Origin of the sequence: Dyella amyloliquefaciens, assembly GCF_004296575.1 — a bacterium.
Classification (GTDB): Bacteria; Pseudomonadota; Gammaproteobacteria; order Xanthomonadales; family Rhodanobacteraceae; genus Dyella; species Dyella amyloliquefaciens.
The window spans coordinates 745,469-761,442 of record NZ_SAYT01000002.1 but is presented as its reverse complement, the minus strand read 5'-3'; the positions used below and the strand labels follow the sequence as shown (position 1 = coordinate 761,442).

General features: G+C 63.9%; 14 protein-coding genes. 7 read left to right on the top strand and 7 right to left on the bottom strand.

Annotated features, from left to right (window positions below):
* Both EPB08_RS07950 and EPB08_RS07945 read right to left on the bottom strand, forming a co-directional pair.
* Positions 1-1,212, bottom strand: a complete 1,212-nt coding sequence (locus EPB08_RS07950) for a nucleotidyltransferase family protein (RefSeq protein ID WP_130618511.1) — start codon at positions 1,210-1,212, stop codon at positions 1-3.
* A gap of 10 nt (positions 1,213-1,222) precedes the next feature.
* Positions 1,223-2,710: a B12-binding domain-containing radical SAM protein gene (locus EPB08_RS07945; RefSeq protein WP_130618510.1), complete on the bottom strand. Its 1,488-nt coding sequence runs from the start codon at positions 2,708-2,710 to the stop codon at positions 1,223-1,225.
* Between the two features lie 148 nt (positions 2,711-2,858).
* Between EPB08_RS07945 and EPB08_RS07940 the strand changes: the two genes are divergently transcribed.
* Positions 2,859-3,920: a phosphoenolpyruvate carboxykinase (ATP) gene (locus EPB08_RS07940; RefSeq protein WP_130618659.1), complete on the top strand. Its 1,062-nt coding sequence runs from the start codon at positions 2,859-2,861 to the stop codon at positions 3,918-3,920.
* A 112-nt stretch (positions 3,921-4,032) separates the two neighbouring features.
* Positions 4,033-5,790 (top strand): ATP-binding cassette domain-containing protein, encoded by a 1,758-nt coding sequence (locus EPB08_RS07935; protein ID WP_130618509.1) that lies wholly within the window; start codon positions 4,033-4,035, stop codon positions 5,788-5,790.
* Between the two features lie 70 nt (positions 5,791-5,860).
* On the opposite strand, the gene EPB08_RS07930 is transcribed toward EPB08_RS07935, so the two are convergent.
* Together EPB08_RS07930 and EPB08_RS07925 are read right to left on the bottom strand one after the other, a co-directional pair.
* A complete protein-coding gene (locus EPB08_RS07930; RefSeq protein ID WP_130618508.1) occupies positions 5,861-6,178 on the bottom strand; it encodes a hypothetical protein in 318 nt (105 codons plus the stop codon).
* Between the two features lie 48 nt (positions 6,179-6,226).
* Positions 6,227-6,637 carry an organic hydroperoxide resistance protein gene (locus EPB08_RS07925; RefSeq protein ID WP_130618507.1) on the bottom strand — a complete coding sequence of 137 codons (411 nt, stop codon included), beginning with the start codon at positions 6,635-6,637 and terminating at the stop codon, positions 6,227-6,229.
* 302 nt (positions 6,638-6,939) lie between these two features.
* On the opposite strand from EPB08_RS07925, the gene EPB08_RS07920 reads away from it, so the two are divergent.
* From EPB08_RS07920 to EPB08_RS07910, 3 genes are read left to right on the top strand one after another with little or no spacing between them, the layout of a single operon-like run.
* Positions 6,940-7,488: a redoxin family protein gene (locus EPB08_RS07920; protein ID WP_130618506.1), complete on the top strand. Its 549-nt coding sequence runs from the start codon at positions 6,940-6,942 to the stop codon at positions 7,486-7,488.
* Positions 7,489-7,527: 39 nt separating this feature from the next.
* A complete protein-coding gene (locus EPB08_RS07915) occupies positions 7,528-8,268 on the top strand; it encodes a response regulator (RefSeq protein WP_130618505.1) in 741 nt (246 codons plus the stop codon).
* Positions 8,265-9,581 carry a sensor histidine kinase gene (locus tag EPB08_RS07910; protein WP_130618504.1) on the top strand — a complete coding sequence of 439 codons (1,317 nt, stop codon included), beginning with the start codon at positions 8,265-8,267 and terminating at the stop codon, positions 9,579-9,581. Before EPB08_RS07915 ends, EPB08_RS07910 begins: the two co-directional genes overlap by 4 nt.
* Positions 9,582-9,891: 310 nt before the next feature.
* On the opposite strand, the gene EPB08_RS07905 is transcribed toward EPB08_RS07910, so the two are convergent.
* The 3 genes from EPB08_RS07905 to EPB08_RS07895 all read right to left on the bottom strand — a co-directional run bounded on the left by EPB08_RS07905 (position 9,892) and on the right by EPB08_RS07895 (position 11,717).
* Entirely contained in the window at positions 9,892-10,482 is a 591-nt protein-coding gene (locus EPB08_RS07905) for a DUF899 family protein (protein WP_130618503.1), read from the bottom strand.
* 17 nt (positions 10,483-10,499) lie between these two features.
* The gene (locus EPB08_RS07900) at positions 10,500-11,204 is read right to left on the bottom strand and encodes a DUF899 domain-containing protein (protein WP_130618502.1); all 705 of its coding nucleotides are present in this window, start codon (positions 11,202-11,204) and stop codon (positions 10,500-10,502) included.
* Positions 11,205-11,267: 63 nt separating this feature from the next.
* Positions 11,268-11,717, bottom strand: a complete 450-nt coding sequence (locus tag EPB08_RS07895; protein ID WP_130618501.1) for an ArsR/SmtB family transcription factor — start codon at positions 11,715-11,717, stop codon at positions 11,268-11,270.
* 669 nt (positions 11,718-12,386) lie between these two features.
* Here EPB08_RS07895 and EPB08_RS07890 point away from each other — a divergent pair.
* A complete protein-coding gene (locus tag EPB08_RS07890) occupies positions 12,387-13,289 on the top strand; it encodes a DmsE family decaheme c-type cytochrome (RefSeq protein WP_229238254.1) in 903 nt (300 codons plus the stop codon).
* 25 nt (positions 13,290-13,314) lie between these two features.
* Entirely contained in the window at positions 13,315-15,963 is a 2,649-nt protein-coding gene (locus tag EPB08_RS07885; RefSeq protein WP_130618499.1) for an MtrB/PioB family outer membrane beta-barrel protein, read from the top strand.
* Positions 15,964-15,974: the final 11 nt, after the last annotated feature.

Here is a 15,974-nt window from a genome sequence, read left to right as displayed (position 1 = left end):
TCAGGCTGCAGAGGGCTCCAGGGCAGCGCGCACCGCATACATCGTGTCCATGCGCGGCACAGGCTGGGTCAGCCAGGTCAGCACGCGCCGCTTCTGTGGTGCGGTGACCCATGGCTGGTCCCTCAGCCACAGTTGGGTACGTGCCATGTCATTGCGTTCGTTGACCGCTCCCTGGGGCGGGCGGATACGGTTCCTCAGGTAGAGCGTCACTTCGGTGAGCGAGCGCGACCATTCGATGCCGGAGAATGCATGCAGCCACAGATCGGAGCAGGACACCTGCGTGAGGGTCTGATGGCGCGAGATGATCCTCAAGATCGATGGGCAGGTGGCGTGCAGCCGTTCCAGAACGGCCTCGGGAACAACGCCCTGGTAATAGCGCGCCACCAGCGTCAGCGGCGGTAGCGCCCACCATGCCGGTCCCGAGAGACGTTCGTCGAGACAGTTGTGCCAGTCATCAGGTGTCATGCGCGTCGATAGAAGGGCGATGTCGTGCATATGAAGGAGGCGGAAACTGCGATTGCAGATATTTCCCGCCGCGTGCAGCAGCAAATGACTCATCAACGCAGCGGTCGATGGATAGGCATTCAGACCAGCGTGAGGCTGAGACGGATGGACCCGCCCCGAAATGTCTACCGGAGAGACGGGAAGACGTTCCTGGATACGGATATGCAGCTCGACATTGATCGGCGTGTCACGGTGTTCACCCAGCACGGCCCGTGGCTCAGCCCCATGCGGCTTGAACACACGGTGCTTCCACGCATTGAACGATTCCACATAGCAAAGATCCTGCAGCAACCGCGAAGCTTCTGCCGCATCGGCTTCGCGCACCAGCAGGTCGATATCGGCCATGGGGCGTTCGCCAGGCACGTAGAGGCCCATGGCATGCAGGGCGCTGCCTTTCAGCGGAACGATGGCCACGCCTGCGGAGCGCGCAGCCAGGTCGATCTGTTGCAACAGCGTCGCAACTCGCCGGTGTCGCTGCTCGACATGCTCGCACTGTGCTGCGAGAAACGGCTGCCAATCCGGTGCCTGCCACGTGCAGCGTTGGCTGAGCAGGGGCGATACACCGTGCACCACGGCCGACACCGAGGCCAGTCGCCATTCGAGCGCATTCCAATCGGGCGTTGGCGTGCCCGGTTTTGCCAGCTCCGCCGCCAGTGCCTCGGTGGTGCGATGCAAGCCGTTCTTGATGGTCTTGAGCGGGGGCAGCATGCGTCGGCTCTCAGAGCGATGCCTGGGCCTTGCCCTGCGGAGCGATCAGCGGCATGACCGGCGCGCCCTCCGTGCGGTGCTCGACTTCCGTGGCGATCAGCATATCCCAGCGAGCCTCAAGCGCCATCCTTGTGCGCTCGTCCTGTCGTTGCCCGGTGGCCATGGCTTGTTGCAAGGCGACCTGTTCATGCAGCAGGTCGCGGAAGCTGCGATAGAAATCGGAGTCGTAGGCGCCGCGGAACATCATCGCCAGGTCGTTGCTTTCGCGCCAATGCGTCTTCTCGCCAAGCTGCGCCTTCACCTGCTCGTAGAACTTGGTTCCCGGCAGCGGATACGACACGCTCACGCCGATGTCGTCCGGCGCCGCCCGTTCGATCAGCTCGCGTGTCGCCAGCAGGTCGACCAGTTGTTCGCCCATATAGCCAAGCTGGATGAAGAAGCCGACGCGGATGCCGAGTGCACCGAGGCGTTCGCGAGCGGCGATCAGGTCGGCGACATGGGTGCCCTTGTTCATGCGATCCAGTACGCGTTGGCTGCCACTTTCGGCGCCCAGCCATGCTTCCGCGCAACCCGCCTGTTTCAGGGCGGCAGCCATCCGTTCGCTGATCAGATCGGCACGCGTCTGGATGGTGAAGGGGACGGAGCCATCGACTGCGGTGAGGTGCTGCGCGAACTCCTCCACCCAGTTCACATGGAAACCGAAGATGTCATCCGCCATCCAGATATGGTCAGGATGGAAGGTCGTCTTGAGATGACTCATCTCCTCGGCGACATCCTGCGCGGTGCGGCGGTTGTAGTGGTTGCCCCAGATCGGCTTGGCGCACCAGTTGCAACGGAATGGACATCCGCGCGAAGCCGCCATGTTGAGGCTGAAATAGCCGTGCCGCTCCTGCCACATCGTACGGTAGCGATCGACGTCGACCAGGTCCCACGCCGGATGGCCGACGATACGTGGATCGGGCGGCAGCACGCCCACACGCGTAAGGCGCGTTTCGCCGCTGTCCAGCGAAGCCACGCCGGCAATGCCGGATACCCATGACGGGGTGTCGATGGCCGGGTTGCGTTCGAGTCGTTCCATCAGCTCGATCAGCGGCGCGACGCCTTCGCCGATGAGCACGGCATGCGCGCCCGCGGCGAGGAAAGCCTCGGGTTGGTCGGAGGCATCGGACCCCGCGACGATCACTCGCGCACCGGTGGCGCGGGCATCACCGATCATCTGGCAGGCCGCCTCGCGCATGCGCGCGAGACACATCTTGGTGAGGTAGTTGAAGTTGTCTTCGTAGAGCACGACGACATCGGGCTGCTGCGCATGCACGTTGGCCGCAAACGAGGCCTCGCCTTCTGCGAGCATGGCGTCGAACAGGGCTACGGCGTGCCCCATCCGCCGCAGCAGGGCCGCGACCTGGATGGTCGCCAGTGGCGGGTAGGGCTTGCCACGCTCCCACTGCTTCCGGTCGAACCTCAGGTAATAGGAGTGGCCGACCTGGATCTTTAGCATTGCGGGGAAGCCTCAATCGGGTGTCGGCGGGCGCTGGAGTCGGCCTGGCGGCCGTCCGCGCTCATCGCTCAGTTGGATGTGAGTGCCTTGTCACGAGGCGAGGGTTGCCCTTGCGCTCAAAAATATTTGGATGTCCGTTTGCACGGTGATGTGCTATCACGGGCGACGGAATTTCCAGGGCGCGACCATGGCCACGACCTCGCTTCCCGGTATCAGTGAATCGAGCCTGGACCCCTTTCAGGAACGGGTCGGCGAGCGCGACGTCGTGCTTGCGAGCCTGATGGGTGGCGATTTCCGTTTCGAGAGCGACAGCCCCGAACTGCTGCAGTTGGTACGGATGGCCTATGCGGGATTGCCGGCGCATCGGTTGCCGGTATCGGCTCCGGAGTTCCACATCGAGCTGCGTCTCGTGCCGGGTCGGTCAATGACGACGACCGGCGAACCACCGGCCGTGCGCGCGCAGTCGGGCGCAGGGTTGCTGTGCGGCGTGATGGACGAACGCAACTATGTGGTGATGTCGCCCGAGCAGGGAAGGGCGCTGGTGGTGGTCTCGCGCGACATGCTGGCCTTTCCCTATCACCTGCGCTACGAACTCATCGAATTCGCGGTGTTTACCATGGCCACGTGCCGGCTTGGCCTGGTGCCTTTGCATGGCGCCTGTGTCGGGCGGCATGGACGCGGGCTGGTGCTGCTTGGCGCGAGCGGTTCGGGCAAGTCGACGCTGGCTCTGCACAGCCTGCTGCATGGGCTGGACTTCCTTGCCGAGGATGCCGTCTTCGTCGAACCCCAAAGCATGCTAGCCACCGGCGTCGCGAATTTTCTCCACGTGAAGGACGATGCACTCGGCTTTGTCAGCGGTGACTCCGCGCGCTCATGGATACGCGATGCGCCCGTGATCCGCCGCCGCAGCGGTGTGGTAAAGCACGAAGCGGATCTGCGGCGGGCGCCGATTTCGATGTCTTCCGGTCCGCTCGAACTCGTCGGGGCGGTATTCGTTTCCGCCCGGAAAGCGGACGACCCCCAACACCTGTTGCAAGCGCTGCCGCTCGAGACTGTCGCCGGTCGATTGATCAATGATCAGCCCTACGCCTCGGGTCAGCCCGGCTGGTCGACCTTCCAGCAGACCATCACGCGACTCGGAGTGCATGAGCTGCGCCGCGGGGTGCATCCCCAGGCTTCGGTGGATGCCCTGCTGACGTTGCTCGCCTGACGGGCAGGCAACCGTTTGGGCGGAACCGGGCACTCACCGCCAAGGCCATTTGACGGGCAACGGAATACTCGGCGCGGCCCATCACGTCCTATCGCAGCGTGGGTGAGTGAACATGGCGGTCCATCCCTCTCGGACGAACGACCGGAGCCATGACACCTGGCGCCTGGTATGGGCCTCGCTCACGCGCGCCGACGTGGCGGGGCTGGCCGTCTACGTCGTGCTGTCCCTCGCGGCGGCACTGGCGGGCGGCATCGCCGCCGTGGCGCTCGTGCCGCTGATCCAGCCGGATCAGCCGCTGCGCATCGCCTCTCATCTGCCCGGCATGGGTGCCAGCATGGGCATGCGTATCGTCGTCTTCGCCATGGCGATGGGCAGCTTCGCGGTCCTGCGTTGGCAGGCCGCGCGATGTGGCGCGCGCCAGGTCAGCAGCTATGGCATGCGTTTGCGGCGGCAGGTACATGCGCGTCTGATCGATGCCTCGCTGGCATCGCTGGCCGATGCCACCTCCGCGGAAATCGCCAATGTGCTCACCCACAATGTCGAGGTCATCGTGCAAGGCCTGAGCGCGTTGCAGCAACTTCTGGTGACGGGCCTTACCTGTGCCGTCAGCCTGGCGCTCGCGTTATGGGTGTCGCCGACACTCGCATTGGCGGCTCCCCTGTTGGCAGGTGTGGGCCTGTTGGCATCGCGCCTGTTCGGGCGCGAGCAGTCGGAAGTGGCACGTCGATATGTGGCCGACATGACCCAGTTGTTCTGGCATAGCGAAGATTTTCCCCGTCGTCTTCGACACGTGCGATCGTTCGGTCGCGAAAGTGCGGAGAAGGCCAGCTATGCAGATATTTCCGCGAGCCTTGGCCATGGCTATCGGCGGCAACTGGAGCTGGTGGCGAGCGGACGCTTCGTACTGGAACTGCTGGCGGCTGGCGGCATCACGGCCATCTTCCTGCTGGCGCAGCGCTGGCGCGGCGTGAACCAGGCTTCGCTTATCGCGATATGCCTGCTGCTCGGGCGCCTGCTTCCCTATCTCGTTTCCACGCGCCAGAGCTTCCAGCAACTGCGTTCGGCTGGACCCGCGCTGGAACTGCGCGAGCGCTATATGCGCATGGCGCCGGCGCTTGGCTCGTTGCCCGTGGCACCGGCCAGCGTCCGGCGCGATGCCTTGCATATCGCGCATCTGTGCGTCACGCCTCCGTCTGCGGGCGTCACGGTGGACGGGCTGTGGCTGGTGCCTGGCGAGATGACGCTGGTGTCCGGCGATTCCGGCATCGGCAAAAGCAGCCTGATCGATGTCCTGGCTGGCATGTCCCAGCCTCAGGCCTTTCGTGCGCAGGCGACGGGTCACGACATCGACTTCGATGCGTATCGACAGCGCGTGCGCAACGGTGCCTATGTGAGCCAGAACGTGCGTCCCTGGCAGCGAACGGTGCGCGACTGCCTGCATTGGGCCGACCCGGACGCCAGCGACGCAATGCTGCACGACGTGCTCAGGGACGTGGGGCTGGATCAGCGCCTTGCCGCGTCGCAGCGCGGACTCGATACCGACCTGCACAGCTCATCCTGCCGCCTGTCCGGTGGTGAGCTGCAACGCCTGCTGCTCGCCCAGGTGATCCTGCGCCAGCCCTGCATCGCGCTCCTGGACGAGGCCACCAGCGCGCTGGACGCCGTCTCCGAGATGCGCGTGCTCGCGACACTCAAGGCCCGGCTTCCGCACACGATCCTGGTCGTCGTCTCCCATCGGACCAGCGTGGCATCGCTGGCAGACCAGCAGATCGACATTGGTGCCGATCTGACCGGCGTGCTGGCGCGGCGTGTGCCGGTGCAGGTGCAGGGGGAGGCGACGCAGGCGGACAGGCGGGTGCTGCGTTCGTGAAGGGGCCTACCGCACGCCTCCCGGTGCGTTGGCGCTGCAGGGCTGCGCCGACTCTGCTCCCGGGCAGCCATCATGGATGGCGAGACGAGGTCTCCACGATCCCATCCATCTTGCTGACAGGCCTGCGGCTGGTTTCTGAAACGGCTTGTGGCGCCAGTTGGCTTGGATAGTCCACGTTCCAGTCGACGCGATTACCCGCCTCGCCGTTGAGTCGTTCAGGGATGACCTTGGCCTGCAGGGCTGCGTGGTAGGTCGCTACTGCCGGCTGCTGCGCGGCATCGTCGGCCATCGCAAAGCCGGAGGCGCCGAAGGCCAGGGCACCGAGCAACCATGCCTTGATAGACGGGTTGCGGAAGGAAAAGGTTTTGATCGGAAGCCGGACGTTCATGGTGATCTCCAGGAATGATGGGGTGTGATGGGTGGATGGCGGGCGCACTCAGGCGAGCGTGATCGCGACGTCGATGTTTCCTCGCGTCGCCTTGGAGTACGGGCAGGTCTGGTGCGCGGCATCGATCAGCGACTGCGCCACGTCACGATCCAGACCCGGCAGCGATACCGTGAGATGCGCCTGCAGGAAGTAGCCCGACTCGCCATTGCCCAGGCCGATCTCGGCGGACACGGCGGTGCCGGCGGGCAGGGCGATCTTGCTGGCGCGGGCCGCATGGGTCATGGCGCCGATGAAGCAGGCCGACCAGCCTGCGCCGAACAGCTGCTCCGGGTTGGTGCCGGCGCCGGCGGAACCGGGCGTCGAAAGCTTCACGTCCAGGCGACCGTCGTCGCTGCGGCTCTGGCCCTCGCGGCCGCCGGTGGTGTGGGTCTTGCCGGTGTAGAGGATGGTACTGGTCATGGCGGTTTCCTTGGGAGGCTGGGGTCAGGGCTGGTGATCAGCCGGTGTGCATAGGAAACCGTCGGCGCGTATCCCCGATGTGTCCCGCGACGCGCCAAAACGCATCGCAATGTGTCGCGACGGGCGCTTGATACATTCCGATACAAGGCCGCCGCGCCGGGCTTCGCGGGCACCCTGGGGCGCTTGTACAAAACGATACAAAAAGCCGGGTCGGGCGACATGTCCGGGATAAACGGGGTTGTTCCAATGCATGCACACGGGAAGCGCACCACCGCGCGCCCACTGCCTATGGAGACCCCATCATGCTTTCCCTGCGTTATGTCGCCGCCACTCTTTTCCTCACGGCAGCCCTGTTCGCCGCCTGGCCCGGTACCGGTATCGGCAGCATCGTCAACGCGGGAACGCCGGTTGCCCAGGCACCGGCCCCCGATTTCGACGGCGCCACGCGCTGGTTCAACTCGTCACCGCTGTCCATGGATCAATTGAAGGGCAAGGTGGTGCTGGTCGAGTTCTGGACCCGCGAATGCATCAACTGCCTCCATGTACTGCCGCACACCGAGGGGCTGTATGAGCGCTACGCGGGCGACGGCCTGGTCGTGGTCGGCGTCCACACGCCCGAGTACGACGAAGAGCGCGATCCGTCCGCCCTGAAGGCCGCCATCAAGCGCCTGGGCATTACCTACCCGGTAGCCATGGACAACGAGCAGCGCGTATGGAGCGCCTATGGCAACCAGTTCTGGCCGGCCATCTATCTGATCGACCGCAACGGACAGGTGGTGTATCGCCACGCGGGTGAGGGAAACTACGAGCAGACCGAGGCCGCTGTCCGCAAGCTGCTGGGCAAGGCCTGAAGCATCCCCACCGCACGCCATCCAACCCACGGAGACGGCATGGAACATGTCGATCACATCCTCGTCGTCGATGACGACCACGGCATCCGCACCGGCATCGTCGACTACCTGCGCAAGAACGGACTGCGCGCGAGCCCGGCCAGCGATGGCCGGGACATGTTCGCGCAACTGGACACCTCGGCCTTCGACCTGATCGTGCTCGACATCATGATGCCGGGCGACGATGGCCTGGTGCTCTGCCGCAACCTGCGCAGCGGCAAGCATCGCCATGTGCCGGTGGTGCTGCTGACCGCGCGCGATGACGAGACTGACCGCATCATCGGCCTGGAAATGGGCGCCGACGATTACGTCACCAAGCCGTTCTCGCCGCGCGAGCTGCTGGCCCGCATCAAGGCGGTGATCCGCCGGACGCGCATGCTGCCGCCGAACCTGCGCGTGACCGAGAGCAGCGAAAGTATCTCCTTCGGCCGCTGGCGCCTGGATACGTCGGCACGTCACCTGCTGGACGAGGACGGCACCGTGGTGTCGTTGAGCGGCGCGGAGTTCCGCCTGCTGCGCGTATTCCTCGATCATCCGCAGCGCGTGCTGTCGCGCGACCAGTTGCTCAACCTAACGCAGGGCCGCGATGCGGAACTGTTTGATCGTTCCATCGACCTGATGGTGAGCCGCCTGCGCCAGCGCCTGCTCGATGGCGCCAAGGATCAGGCCTATATCAAGACCGTCCGTAGCGAAGGCTACGTTTTCAGCATGCCGGTGATCGTGCACGGACCGGACGCATGAGCACGCCCGCCACACCACGCCGCCACTGGCTGCCACCCAGCATGGCGGCGCGCCTGTATCTCATCATCTTCGCCGGACTGATGCTGGCGCAGGGCCTGTCGTTCGCGCTGCTGTATGCGGAGCGCATGCAGAGCGCCACGGCGGTGATGTTCAACACGCTGGAGCAAGACGTCGGCACGTCCGTCGCCGTGCTCGACCATCTTCCCGCGGACCAGCGCCCGCGCTGGCTCAATCGGCTGGAGCGCGACAACTACTTCTACATCCTGGGCGCGGGCGAACCGGGGCACTCGCTGACGACAGCGCGTTCGCGCGGTGCAGTCGACATGATCGCGCGCGAAGTCGGACCGGCTTACCACGTATACGGCAACACCATCGGCATGTCGCCGGAGCGCTACCAGGTGCACTTCACCCTGCACGATGGCACGCCGCTGACGCTGGAGATCACGCCGCACATGAAGCCCGTAGCGTCCTGGCTGCCGTTCGTGTTCGTGCTGCAGGTGATCCTGGTGCTGCTGTGCACCTGGTTCGCCGTGCGATTGGCCACGCGCCCGTTGGCGACATTGGCGGATGCCGCCGATGCCATGAAGCCGACCGCGGACGGCCCGCGCATGTCGCAGGACGGACCGACCGAAGTGGCGCGGGCGGCCCAGGCGTTCAACACCATGCAGGACCGCATCGCCCAGCATCTGAAGGAGCGCCTGCATATCCTGGCGTCCATCTCGCACGACCTGCAGACGCCGATTACGCGCATGCGCCTGCATGTGGAGGCGCTGGACGAATCGATCGAGCAACGCAAGCTGCTCGACGACCTGCGCGAGCTGGAACATCTCGTGCGCGAAGGCCTCGCATACGCCCGCAGCGCGCATGGCGGTAGTGAGAAGCCTGTACGCATCAATCTCGGTTCCTTCCTGGAAAGTCTCGCGTTCGACTACCAGGACGTCGGCCAGCCGGTGTCGCTGTCTGGGCCCGTCGACGGCACGCCCACGGTGCGCGCACAGGCCCTGAGGCGCGTGCTCGGCAATCTGGTGGACAACGCGATCAAGTACGGCGGCTCGGCGGAGATCGGTGTACAGCACGACCCGCAGGGTGCGTTATGCATCACCGTCTCCGATCGTGGCCCCGGCATTCCCGACGAGGAACTTGAGCGAGTGTTGCAGCCGTTCTACCGGCTGGAGGCTTCTCGTAATCGCGATACGGGCGGCTCGGGGCTCGGACTGGCGATTGCCGCACAGCTGACCAGCGCCATTGGCGGCCGGCTGCAGCTTGCCCGCCGTGATGGTGGCGGGGTCACTGCCTCGGTTTTTCTACCTTGAGAACGATGCGCTTCGCTCGGGGAGTGCACCGTTGCAGGCGCTGTCGGGTCATCGGCGCAACGACCGAGCCATAGACGTCAGCACCAACTGGGCGCATTCATTGACCAGTCGATCGAGTCTCCATGCGGATCGCCGGGATGCCTCGGGTACCGTTGCCTCGCGGGGGCGCCCGGGTTTCATCCACGGCGGCAGGTTTCTTCTTGCGTCCTAACGTACGCAGCGACACGGCGGTGATGCCGCCCGCCGAACCGGCACCGCCGAGGACGAGCAGCAGGGTTCCCATACATGCAGGGCACATGGCGCGTCCTCCTCAGTGGTCGGAGCAGCAGGACGGCTTCTTCGCGACGTGCGGCCAGTCGCCGACGCCGCCGGGAAGCATGTCGAAGAAATGCCAGAGCGAGCAGAAGTCGTCGCCGGGACTGAAACCGGTGTCCGACACGCGCTGGATGGCATCGCCTTCGCGCCGGAATACCGATACGCCCGGTAACCATCCGCCGCTGTTGGAGACATAGCCCATGTCGGCGGCGAAGTTCGTGCCTTCGTGGCTCACGATGGGAAATTTCCAGCCGCGGCTTTCGGCGAACTTCTTCTGCACGCCAGGGCGGTCGGGGCTGGTGACGACAAAGCCCGCCCGCGAGACGACATGCTGGTGGATGCCGTTGTAGCCGTCCGCCCATAGCGTGCAGTACGAGCAGGCGGCGCCCATGTTGTGGATGAGGATGAGGTCTTCGTGGTCGCCGAACAGCTCCGAAAGGCGCACGCTGCCGTCGAAGGTGCTGAACGCGTAGTCCTTCACTTCCTGTGGTTGAACGGTCGCGAGCGTCTCGCGCATCTTCTCCCGGATATCGGAGATCTGCCGGCGGTAGTCGGCGAGCTTGCCGTTGACGTCTGTATAGTTCATGACGATGTCCTCGCGGATCAGCTTTCGTAGGCGATGCGATGCCTCAGCCACGCCATCGGATAGGGCAGGTCATCCTCGTCACGTCCTTTGGGTGCGATGTCGAGGTAGTGATAGGCAGTGTTGAACATGTCCACCCCACGACCATAAGTCGAATAGGTGTGGAAGATCTCGTCACCCTGCTTGATGAAGGCACTGACGCCGGGCATTTCAGGCCCTTTCACCGTCATCGACCCGTAGTTGTACGGCGTGCCGTCGTGCTCGGGTGAGGGTGGCGGGAACGACACGCCATAGTCGAAGTTGAAGTCGCTGCCGGCCGAGGACACCCATTTGAAGGTCCAGCCGAACTTGCGCGCCTGCTCCTGCAGTTTGTGCAGCGGGCCGCGCGAGATGGCCACCATCGACACGTCGCGGTGGTTGAGGTGCGGGATGATGCCGTTGAAGTTGTCCGCCCAGAACGAGCAGCTGCGACAGCCGATCTCCCAGTCAGGCGCGTACATGAAGTGATAGACGATGAGCTGGCTGTGCTTGCCGAACAGATCGGCAAGCGTTTCCTTGCCGTGTTCGCCTTCGAACACATAATCCTTGTCGATGCGTTCCCAGGGCAGTTCGCGACGTTCGCGACTCAATTCGTCGCGAAGACGGGTGAATTCCTTTTCCTTGGCGAGAAAGCGCTTGCGCGTCTCGATCCAGTCTTCGTGATTCACGATTTGATGCATGGCCATGACAACCTCCAATGGGGTAGGGGAGGCCGGCGCCGGATCCGTGGGGACCGCGCGCAGCGCCGGTCATTGCTTGCGGGGTGTGCGTTTCTTGGCTTGCTTGCGAGTCGGGGCGGATTTCGGCGAGGCGGCTTTGCGCTCGTCGATGTCGGCAAGCGTGGCGGCGAGCAGGTCGAACTGTTGCTGCCAGTACTTGCTGTAGCGATTCATCCAGACGGCGGCATCGAGCAGGGGGCCGGCGTCGAGGCTGCAACGGCTGATGCGTCCGGTGCGTTCCTGTTGGATCAGCCCGGCGCGCACCAGCACCTGGATATGGCGAGATACCGCCTGCAGCGACACGTCGAACGCCGCCGCAATCTCGGACACCAGCAGCGCCTGGCCATCGAGCTGCTCCAGGATCTGTCGGCGGATCGGATCGGACAGGGCAAAGAACACCTGGTCGAGGCGCGACTGCGCCTGTTCCGGATCAAACCCGGTGTCGTTAACGACCTGTAGCGGCTGACGGATATTCACCATGGTTGTTTAATATCAACATATCGATTGACTGTCAACAAGTATGTTGATTGATTCGCAGCGTGCTCTGCCAAAGGCCTTTCCTGCCGGCGCAGCGCGCTCAGATCGGCAATCGACTTCAGCCTGCGCGTCGTGACATTCCGTGGCAGCGGAATCGGTTTGGGCGGGGGCACAGCACATGGGCGACGCTGATCCGACCCCAGGGGGAATGCTCCTATCGCCCCTTTAAACCAATCTTTGAACAAACGGTACCTACGTGGGTGTCATGCCCAACCAGCGAACCCATCCGTGCCGCTGGCACGGTGACGTGTTTCGTTGCCCCACGAAATAGCAGTGCATCAGGCGCAAGAGTTCCGGAAGAGCTCTTGTCACTCCGCCCAGCGCACCGAGGAGCTGGACGATTGATTGCCGGCCGTTGCTCCAGCGGCGGCCAGGCGAAGAAGTAGGAGCGCTATGCGTACGTTGCGGGAATCGCTCGCGGTTGTGTGGAGACGCCTGCTCATCATGGTTGCATTACTGGCCATGGGTTCTTCGGCGTTCGCCCAGCAAGCGCCATTGACGAGCGAGGACGGCGCGAAGCTCACTCAGAGCGATATTGATCGCATGCTTCCCCCGACCGATATGGGAGCGGGGCGTCATGCGGACAGGAGTGCGTCTGCCTCGTCGGCGTCGATGAGCACGGGTCCAGCCACGCCTTTCGATGCGGCGCGTATCCCCGCTAACCCGGCTGCACCCAACGCCCAACCGGTCGGCGCGAAGACCTGCAATGCCTGCCACGCGCTGGAAGATCTCCACGCCTCGCACGCCATGCACGTGCAGTCGTTCCAGATGGGGACGTCGAACACCGGTCCTCAGGCCGCGTGCGAAGCATGCCATGGCCCCGGTTCCGATCACGCCAAAAACCCTACGGCCAAAGGCTCGATCATTGCCTTCACGCACGGCAGTGCGAGCACGCCGGAGACACAGGCGACGGTGTGCCTCGGCTGCCATGCCGGTGGCGCCAGGCAGCACTGGCTGGGATCCGTGCACGAGGCGCGCGGCCTGTCGTGCACCGACTGCCACAATCCGATGGTGCGCAACTCCGCGGAAGGCGCGCTGGCGAAGTCATCCATCAACCAGGTGTGCGCTACCTGCCACCAGGACGTCCTGGTCAAGTTCAATCGACGCTCGCACATGCCGCTGCCCGAAGGGCAGATGGCATGCACCGATTGCCACAATCCCCATGGTTCCATCACCAGGCCGCTGCTGAAAACCGACACGGTGAACGAGACCTGCTACACCTGCCACGCCGAGAAGCGCGGGCCTTTCATTTTCGAGCACGCGCCGGTACGCGAGAACTGCCTGAATTGCCACGATCCGCATGGATCGAATCAGCAAACCCTGTTGGTGCTGCCGATGCCGATGCTGTGCCAGCAGTGCCACACCATGAGCGGACACCCCAACGACCTGCAGACCCGGCAGAGCATGCGCAACGGGCTGACACCGGACGAACGCCTGATGGGGCGCTCCTGCGTGACCTGTCACACCAACATCCACGGCTCCAACAGCCCCAGTGGATCCATGTTCCATCAGTAGCGATCGGCTGGGCGAGGAGGCGGCAATGCCGAAACAACATCCGCTAGCCACGGGACTCGTATGGTGCGTTACCGCATCGGCGGTCGCGTTGCCCTGCGTGTCATCGGCGCAGTTCGATACCAGTGACACCCAGCGTGTAGGCAACACGCAGTTCGGCAATAACCTGGACCCCACCGGATGGTCGTCGTTCCAGACGCCTGACCCCATGGGCATGTCGTATCTGCATCCTGACCAGCTGCGGACGCCCACGGGCTCGCTGTATCCCTATCCGTCACAGGCACCCGCGGAAGCGCCCATGGGGCAGGGCGACTGGACGTATCACTGGCTTCTGCAGTTCGGTTACATCCACACCAGCGGCGATCGCAACGCGGAATTCTTTCAGCAGTACGCGGCCTGGAAGGATGCTGGTGCGTTGGGCGCTTTTGACTTCAGTGCGCTCAATCGCAAGACCGGCCAATACGTCGAGTTCCGTGGCAGTCGCATCGACGAGGACAACCAGTATTACCGGCTGCGGATGGGAACGTACGGCAGTTATCGCGTCGAAGCGTTCTTCCGGGACATTCCCCATGTACTCAGTACCGACGCCTATCCGCTGTGGAATGGCGTGGGGTCCACCAGCCTGACCCTGCCGCCGGGCCTCACGCCCGGCGCGAGCAGCCAGGCGCAGGTCGCTGCCGTGGAGGCGGACCGTCCCCGCCGCACGCTGCAAGTGACGCGGGAAAGCGAGGGTGTGAGCTGGGAGGGCATGCTGGGCAAGGACTGGATCGGATATGCCGGCGTGACCAACGAAAACCGCCACGGTGAACGCGACTGGGGCGGGTCGATGTTCTTCAGCTACTACTACACCGCACCGGGCCCCGGTGGCATCGGCACGCCGGGCATACAGGGAACAGGCGGCGGGCAGAATGAAACCGTGCGTCCCGTCGATTTCACCACGACGGACATCAACATCGGCATGCGCAACAAAGCGGGCGCTGCCGGTTGGCGATTCAACTTCAACATGAGCGCATCCTTCTTCCGCGATCACAAGGATTCACTCAGCTTCTCCGCGCCGTTTTCCCCTGTCCCCGGATCGGCATCGGTCATTACCGGCGGCACCTGGTCGCTGGAGCCGGACAATAACTACTACAACGTGCGACTGGAAGGATCGCACCCGCTGTCCTTGTGGCGCGGCGAATTCTCCGCCACGGCGTCCTACGGAAGCATGCGGCAGAACGATGCGCTGCAATCGCCGCTCGACCCGGCGTTCTGTCCCACCGGGCAATTCATCGGAACCACCGGTATCGCCTGCGCGAACTGGAACACGACTGCCGCGCTGTCACAGCAGAGTGCCGACGCCCGCATCGACACCGGGCTGGTGAACCTGCGCGCGAGCTTCCGGCCGCTGACGGACTTGACCGCGTACGTCAATTTTCGGTGGCGTGGCGAGAACAACATGACGCGCTACACGATGTACAACCCGTTGACCGGGCAGTACGGCTTTCTTCACGAAAACGGTACGCAGACGCTCGTTGTCGGCAACCTGGAAGCCGGTCTGTTCCAGGCAGGCAATCCGCTGTATCAGTCGTATTTCACCCAGTTCGCGAACATTCCCTACAGCTACAACGACCGCCAAGCCGAACTGGGGGGCACCTACCAGGTGAACAACCACAATTCACTCGGGCTTACCTACACGTTTGACCGGCAGACGCCCCAGCAGCGCGAACGCACCTATCTCAACGACCAGCACCTGAAACTGACCTGGGACTCGCAGGCGCTGGGCCAGAGCACGCTCCGCTTCAGTTACGAATACGAGAAGCGCACCGGTGGCCCGTACAACTACTTCCCGTACATGCCGTGGTATTCGCCGTCGCTACCGGGATACGTCCAGAGTGAGCTTGGCATCCTCGCCTACACGGTGAGCCAGATGTACAAGTACGACATGAGCGACCTCGAGGCGAGCAAGCTCAAGGCGATCATCACGACGCCACTGGGAAATACCGCGACGCTGACCACCACGTTCTACGGCAACCGCAACCGCTACGGCGCCGACATTGGCCGCCAGTCCGCCAGCACGACCGGTGCCGACGTGTCGTTCGACTGGACGCCTTCCGCCAGCACCACCTTCAACAGCTATCTGAGCATGGAGTCCTCGCGGATCAAGCAGGGCAACGTGGCGGATAACGAGTCGCTGATGGATCAATCACCGGAGCAGGCCAATACGCAGTTCGGCGGACCGATGTACCCCTATGCCAATTTCTGGACCGCCACCGATACCGAGAAGGACGCCAACGTGGGCGCGACCATCAGCCATGTCTTCACGCCGCGGGTCAAACTCGACGTCGGCTACGACTACACCTATTCGCGCGGCGTAAATGGTTACGACTATGCCAGCATGGGGGCCATTACACCGGGTTACCTGGCCATTCTGACGACGGCGTCCATCGGCAACAGTTTTCCCGCGAACATCTATCGGCTGCAGACCCTCACGGCCAACCTCAACCTGGCGCTGACGCAGCGGGTAGGGCTACGGCTGTACGGGCAATACGGTTATGGGCGGTACGCCGATTGGCATTACACCGGGTTCGATGCGCCTGGCGACCTCGTGATCGGCAACCGCGTCTATACCGATCTCGGCCCGCAGACGCGCTGGCACGCGGCCGTGCTGGGCGCTTTCGTCACGCTGAAGCTATGAGGAGGCGTGAC

Excerpts from the sequence above, each read along its gene's own strand:
- EPB08_RS07950 (WP_130618511.1), bottom strand. The coding sequence starts at position 1,212 with ATGCTGCCCCCGCTCAAGACCATCAAGAACGGCTTGCATCGCACCACC.
- EPB08_RS07945 (WP_130618510.1), bottom strand. The coding sequence starts at position 2,710 with ATGCTAAAGATCCAGGTCGGCCACTCCTATTACCTGAGGTTCGACCGG.
- EPB08_RS07940 (WP_130618659.1), top strand. The coding sequence starts at position 2,859 with ATGTGCTATCACGGGCGACGGAATTTCCAGGGCGCGACCATGGCCACG.
- EPB08_RS07935 (WP_130618509.1), top strand. The coding sequence starts at position 4,033 with ATGGCGGTCCATCCCTCTCGGACGAACGACCGGAGCCATGACACCTGG.
- EPB08_RS07930 (WP_130618508.1), bottom strand. The coding sequence starts at position 6,178 with ATGAACGTCCGGCTTCCGATCAAAACCTTTTCCTTCCGCAACCCGTCT.
- EPB08_RS07925 (WP_130618507.1), bottom strand. The coding sequence starts at position 6,637 with ATGACCAGTACCATCCTCTACACCGGCAAGACCCACACCACCGGCGGC.
- EPB08_RS07920 (WP_130618506.1), top strand. The coding sequence starts at position 6,940 with ATGCTTTCCCTGCGTTATGTCGCCGCCACTCTTTTCCTCACGGCAGCC.
- EPB08_RS07915 (WP_130618505.1), top strand. The coding sequence starts at position 7,528 with ATGGAACATGTCGATCACATCCTCGTCGTCGATGACGACCACGGCATC.
- EPB08_RS07910 (WP_130618504.1), top strand. The coding sequence starts at position 8,265 with ATGAGCACGCCCGCCACACCACGCCGCCACTGGCTGCCACCCAGCATG.
- EPB08_RS07905 (WP_130618503.1), bottom strand. The coding sequence starts at position 10,482 with ATGAACTATACAGACGTCAACGGCAAGCTCGCCGACTACCGCCGGCAG.
- EPB08_RS07900 (WP_130618502.1), bottom strand. The coding sequence starts at position 11,204 with ATGGCCATGCATCAAATCGTGAATCACGAAGACTGGATCGAGACGCGC.
- EPB08_RS07895 (WP_130618501.1), bottom strand. The coding sequence starts at position 11,717 with ATGGTGAATATCCGTCAGCCGCTACAGGTCGTTAACGACACCGGGTTT.
- EPB08_RS07890 (WP_229238254.1), top strand. The coding sequence starts at position 12,387 with ATGAGCACGGGTCCAGCCACGCCTTTCGATGCGGCGCGTATCCCCGCT.
- EPB08_RS07885 (WP_130618499.1), top strand. The coding sequence starts at position 13,315 with ATGCCGAAACAACATCCGCTAGCCACGGGACTCGTATGGTGCGTTACC.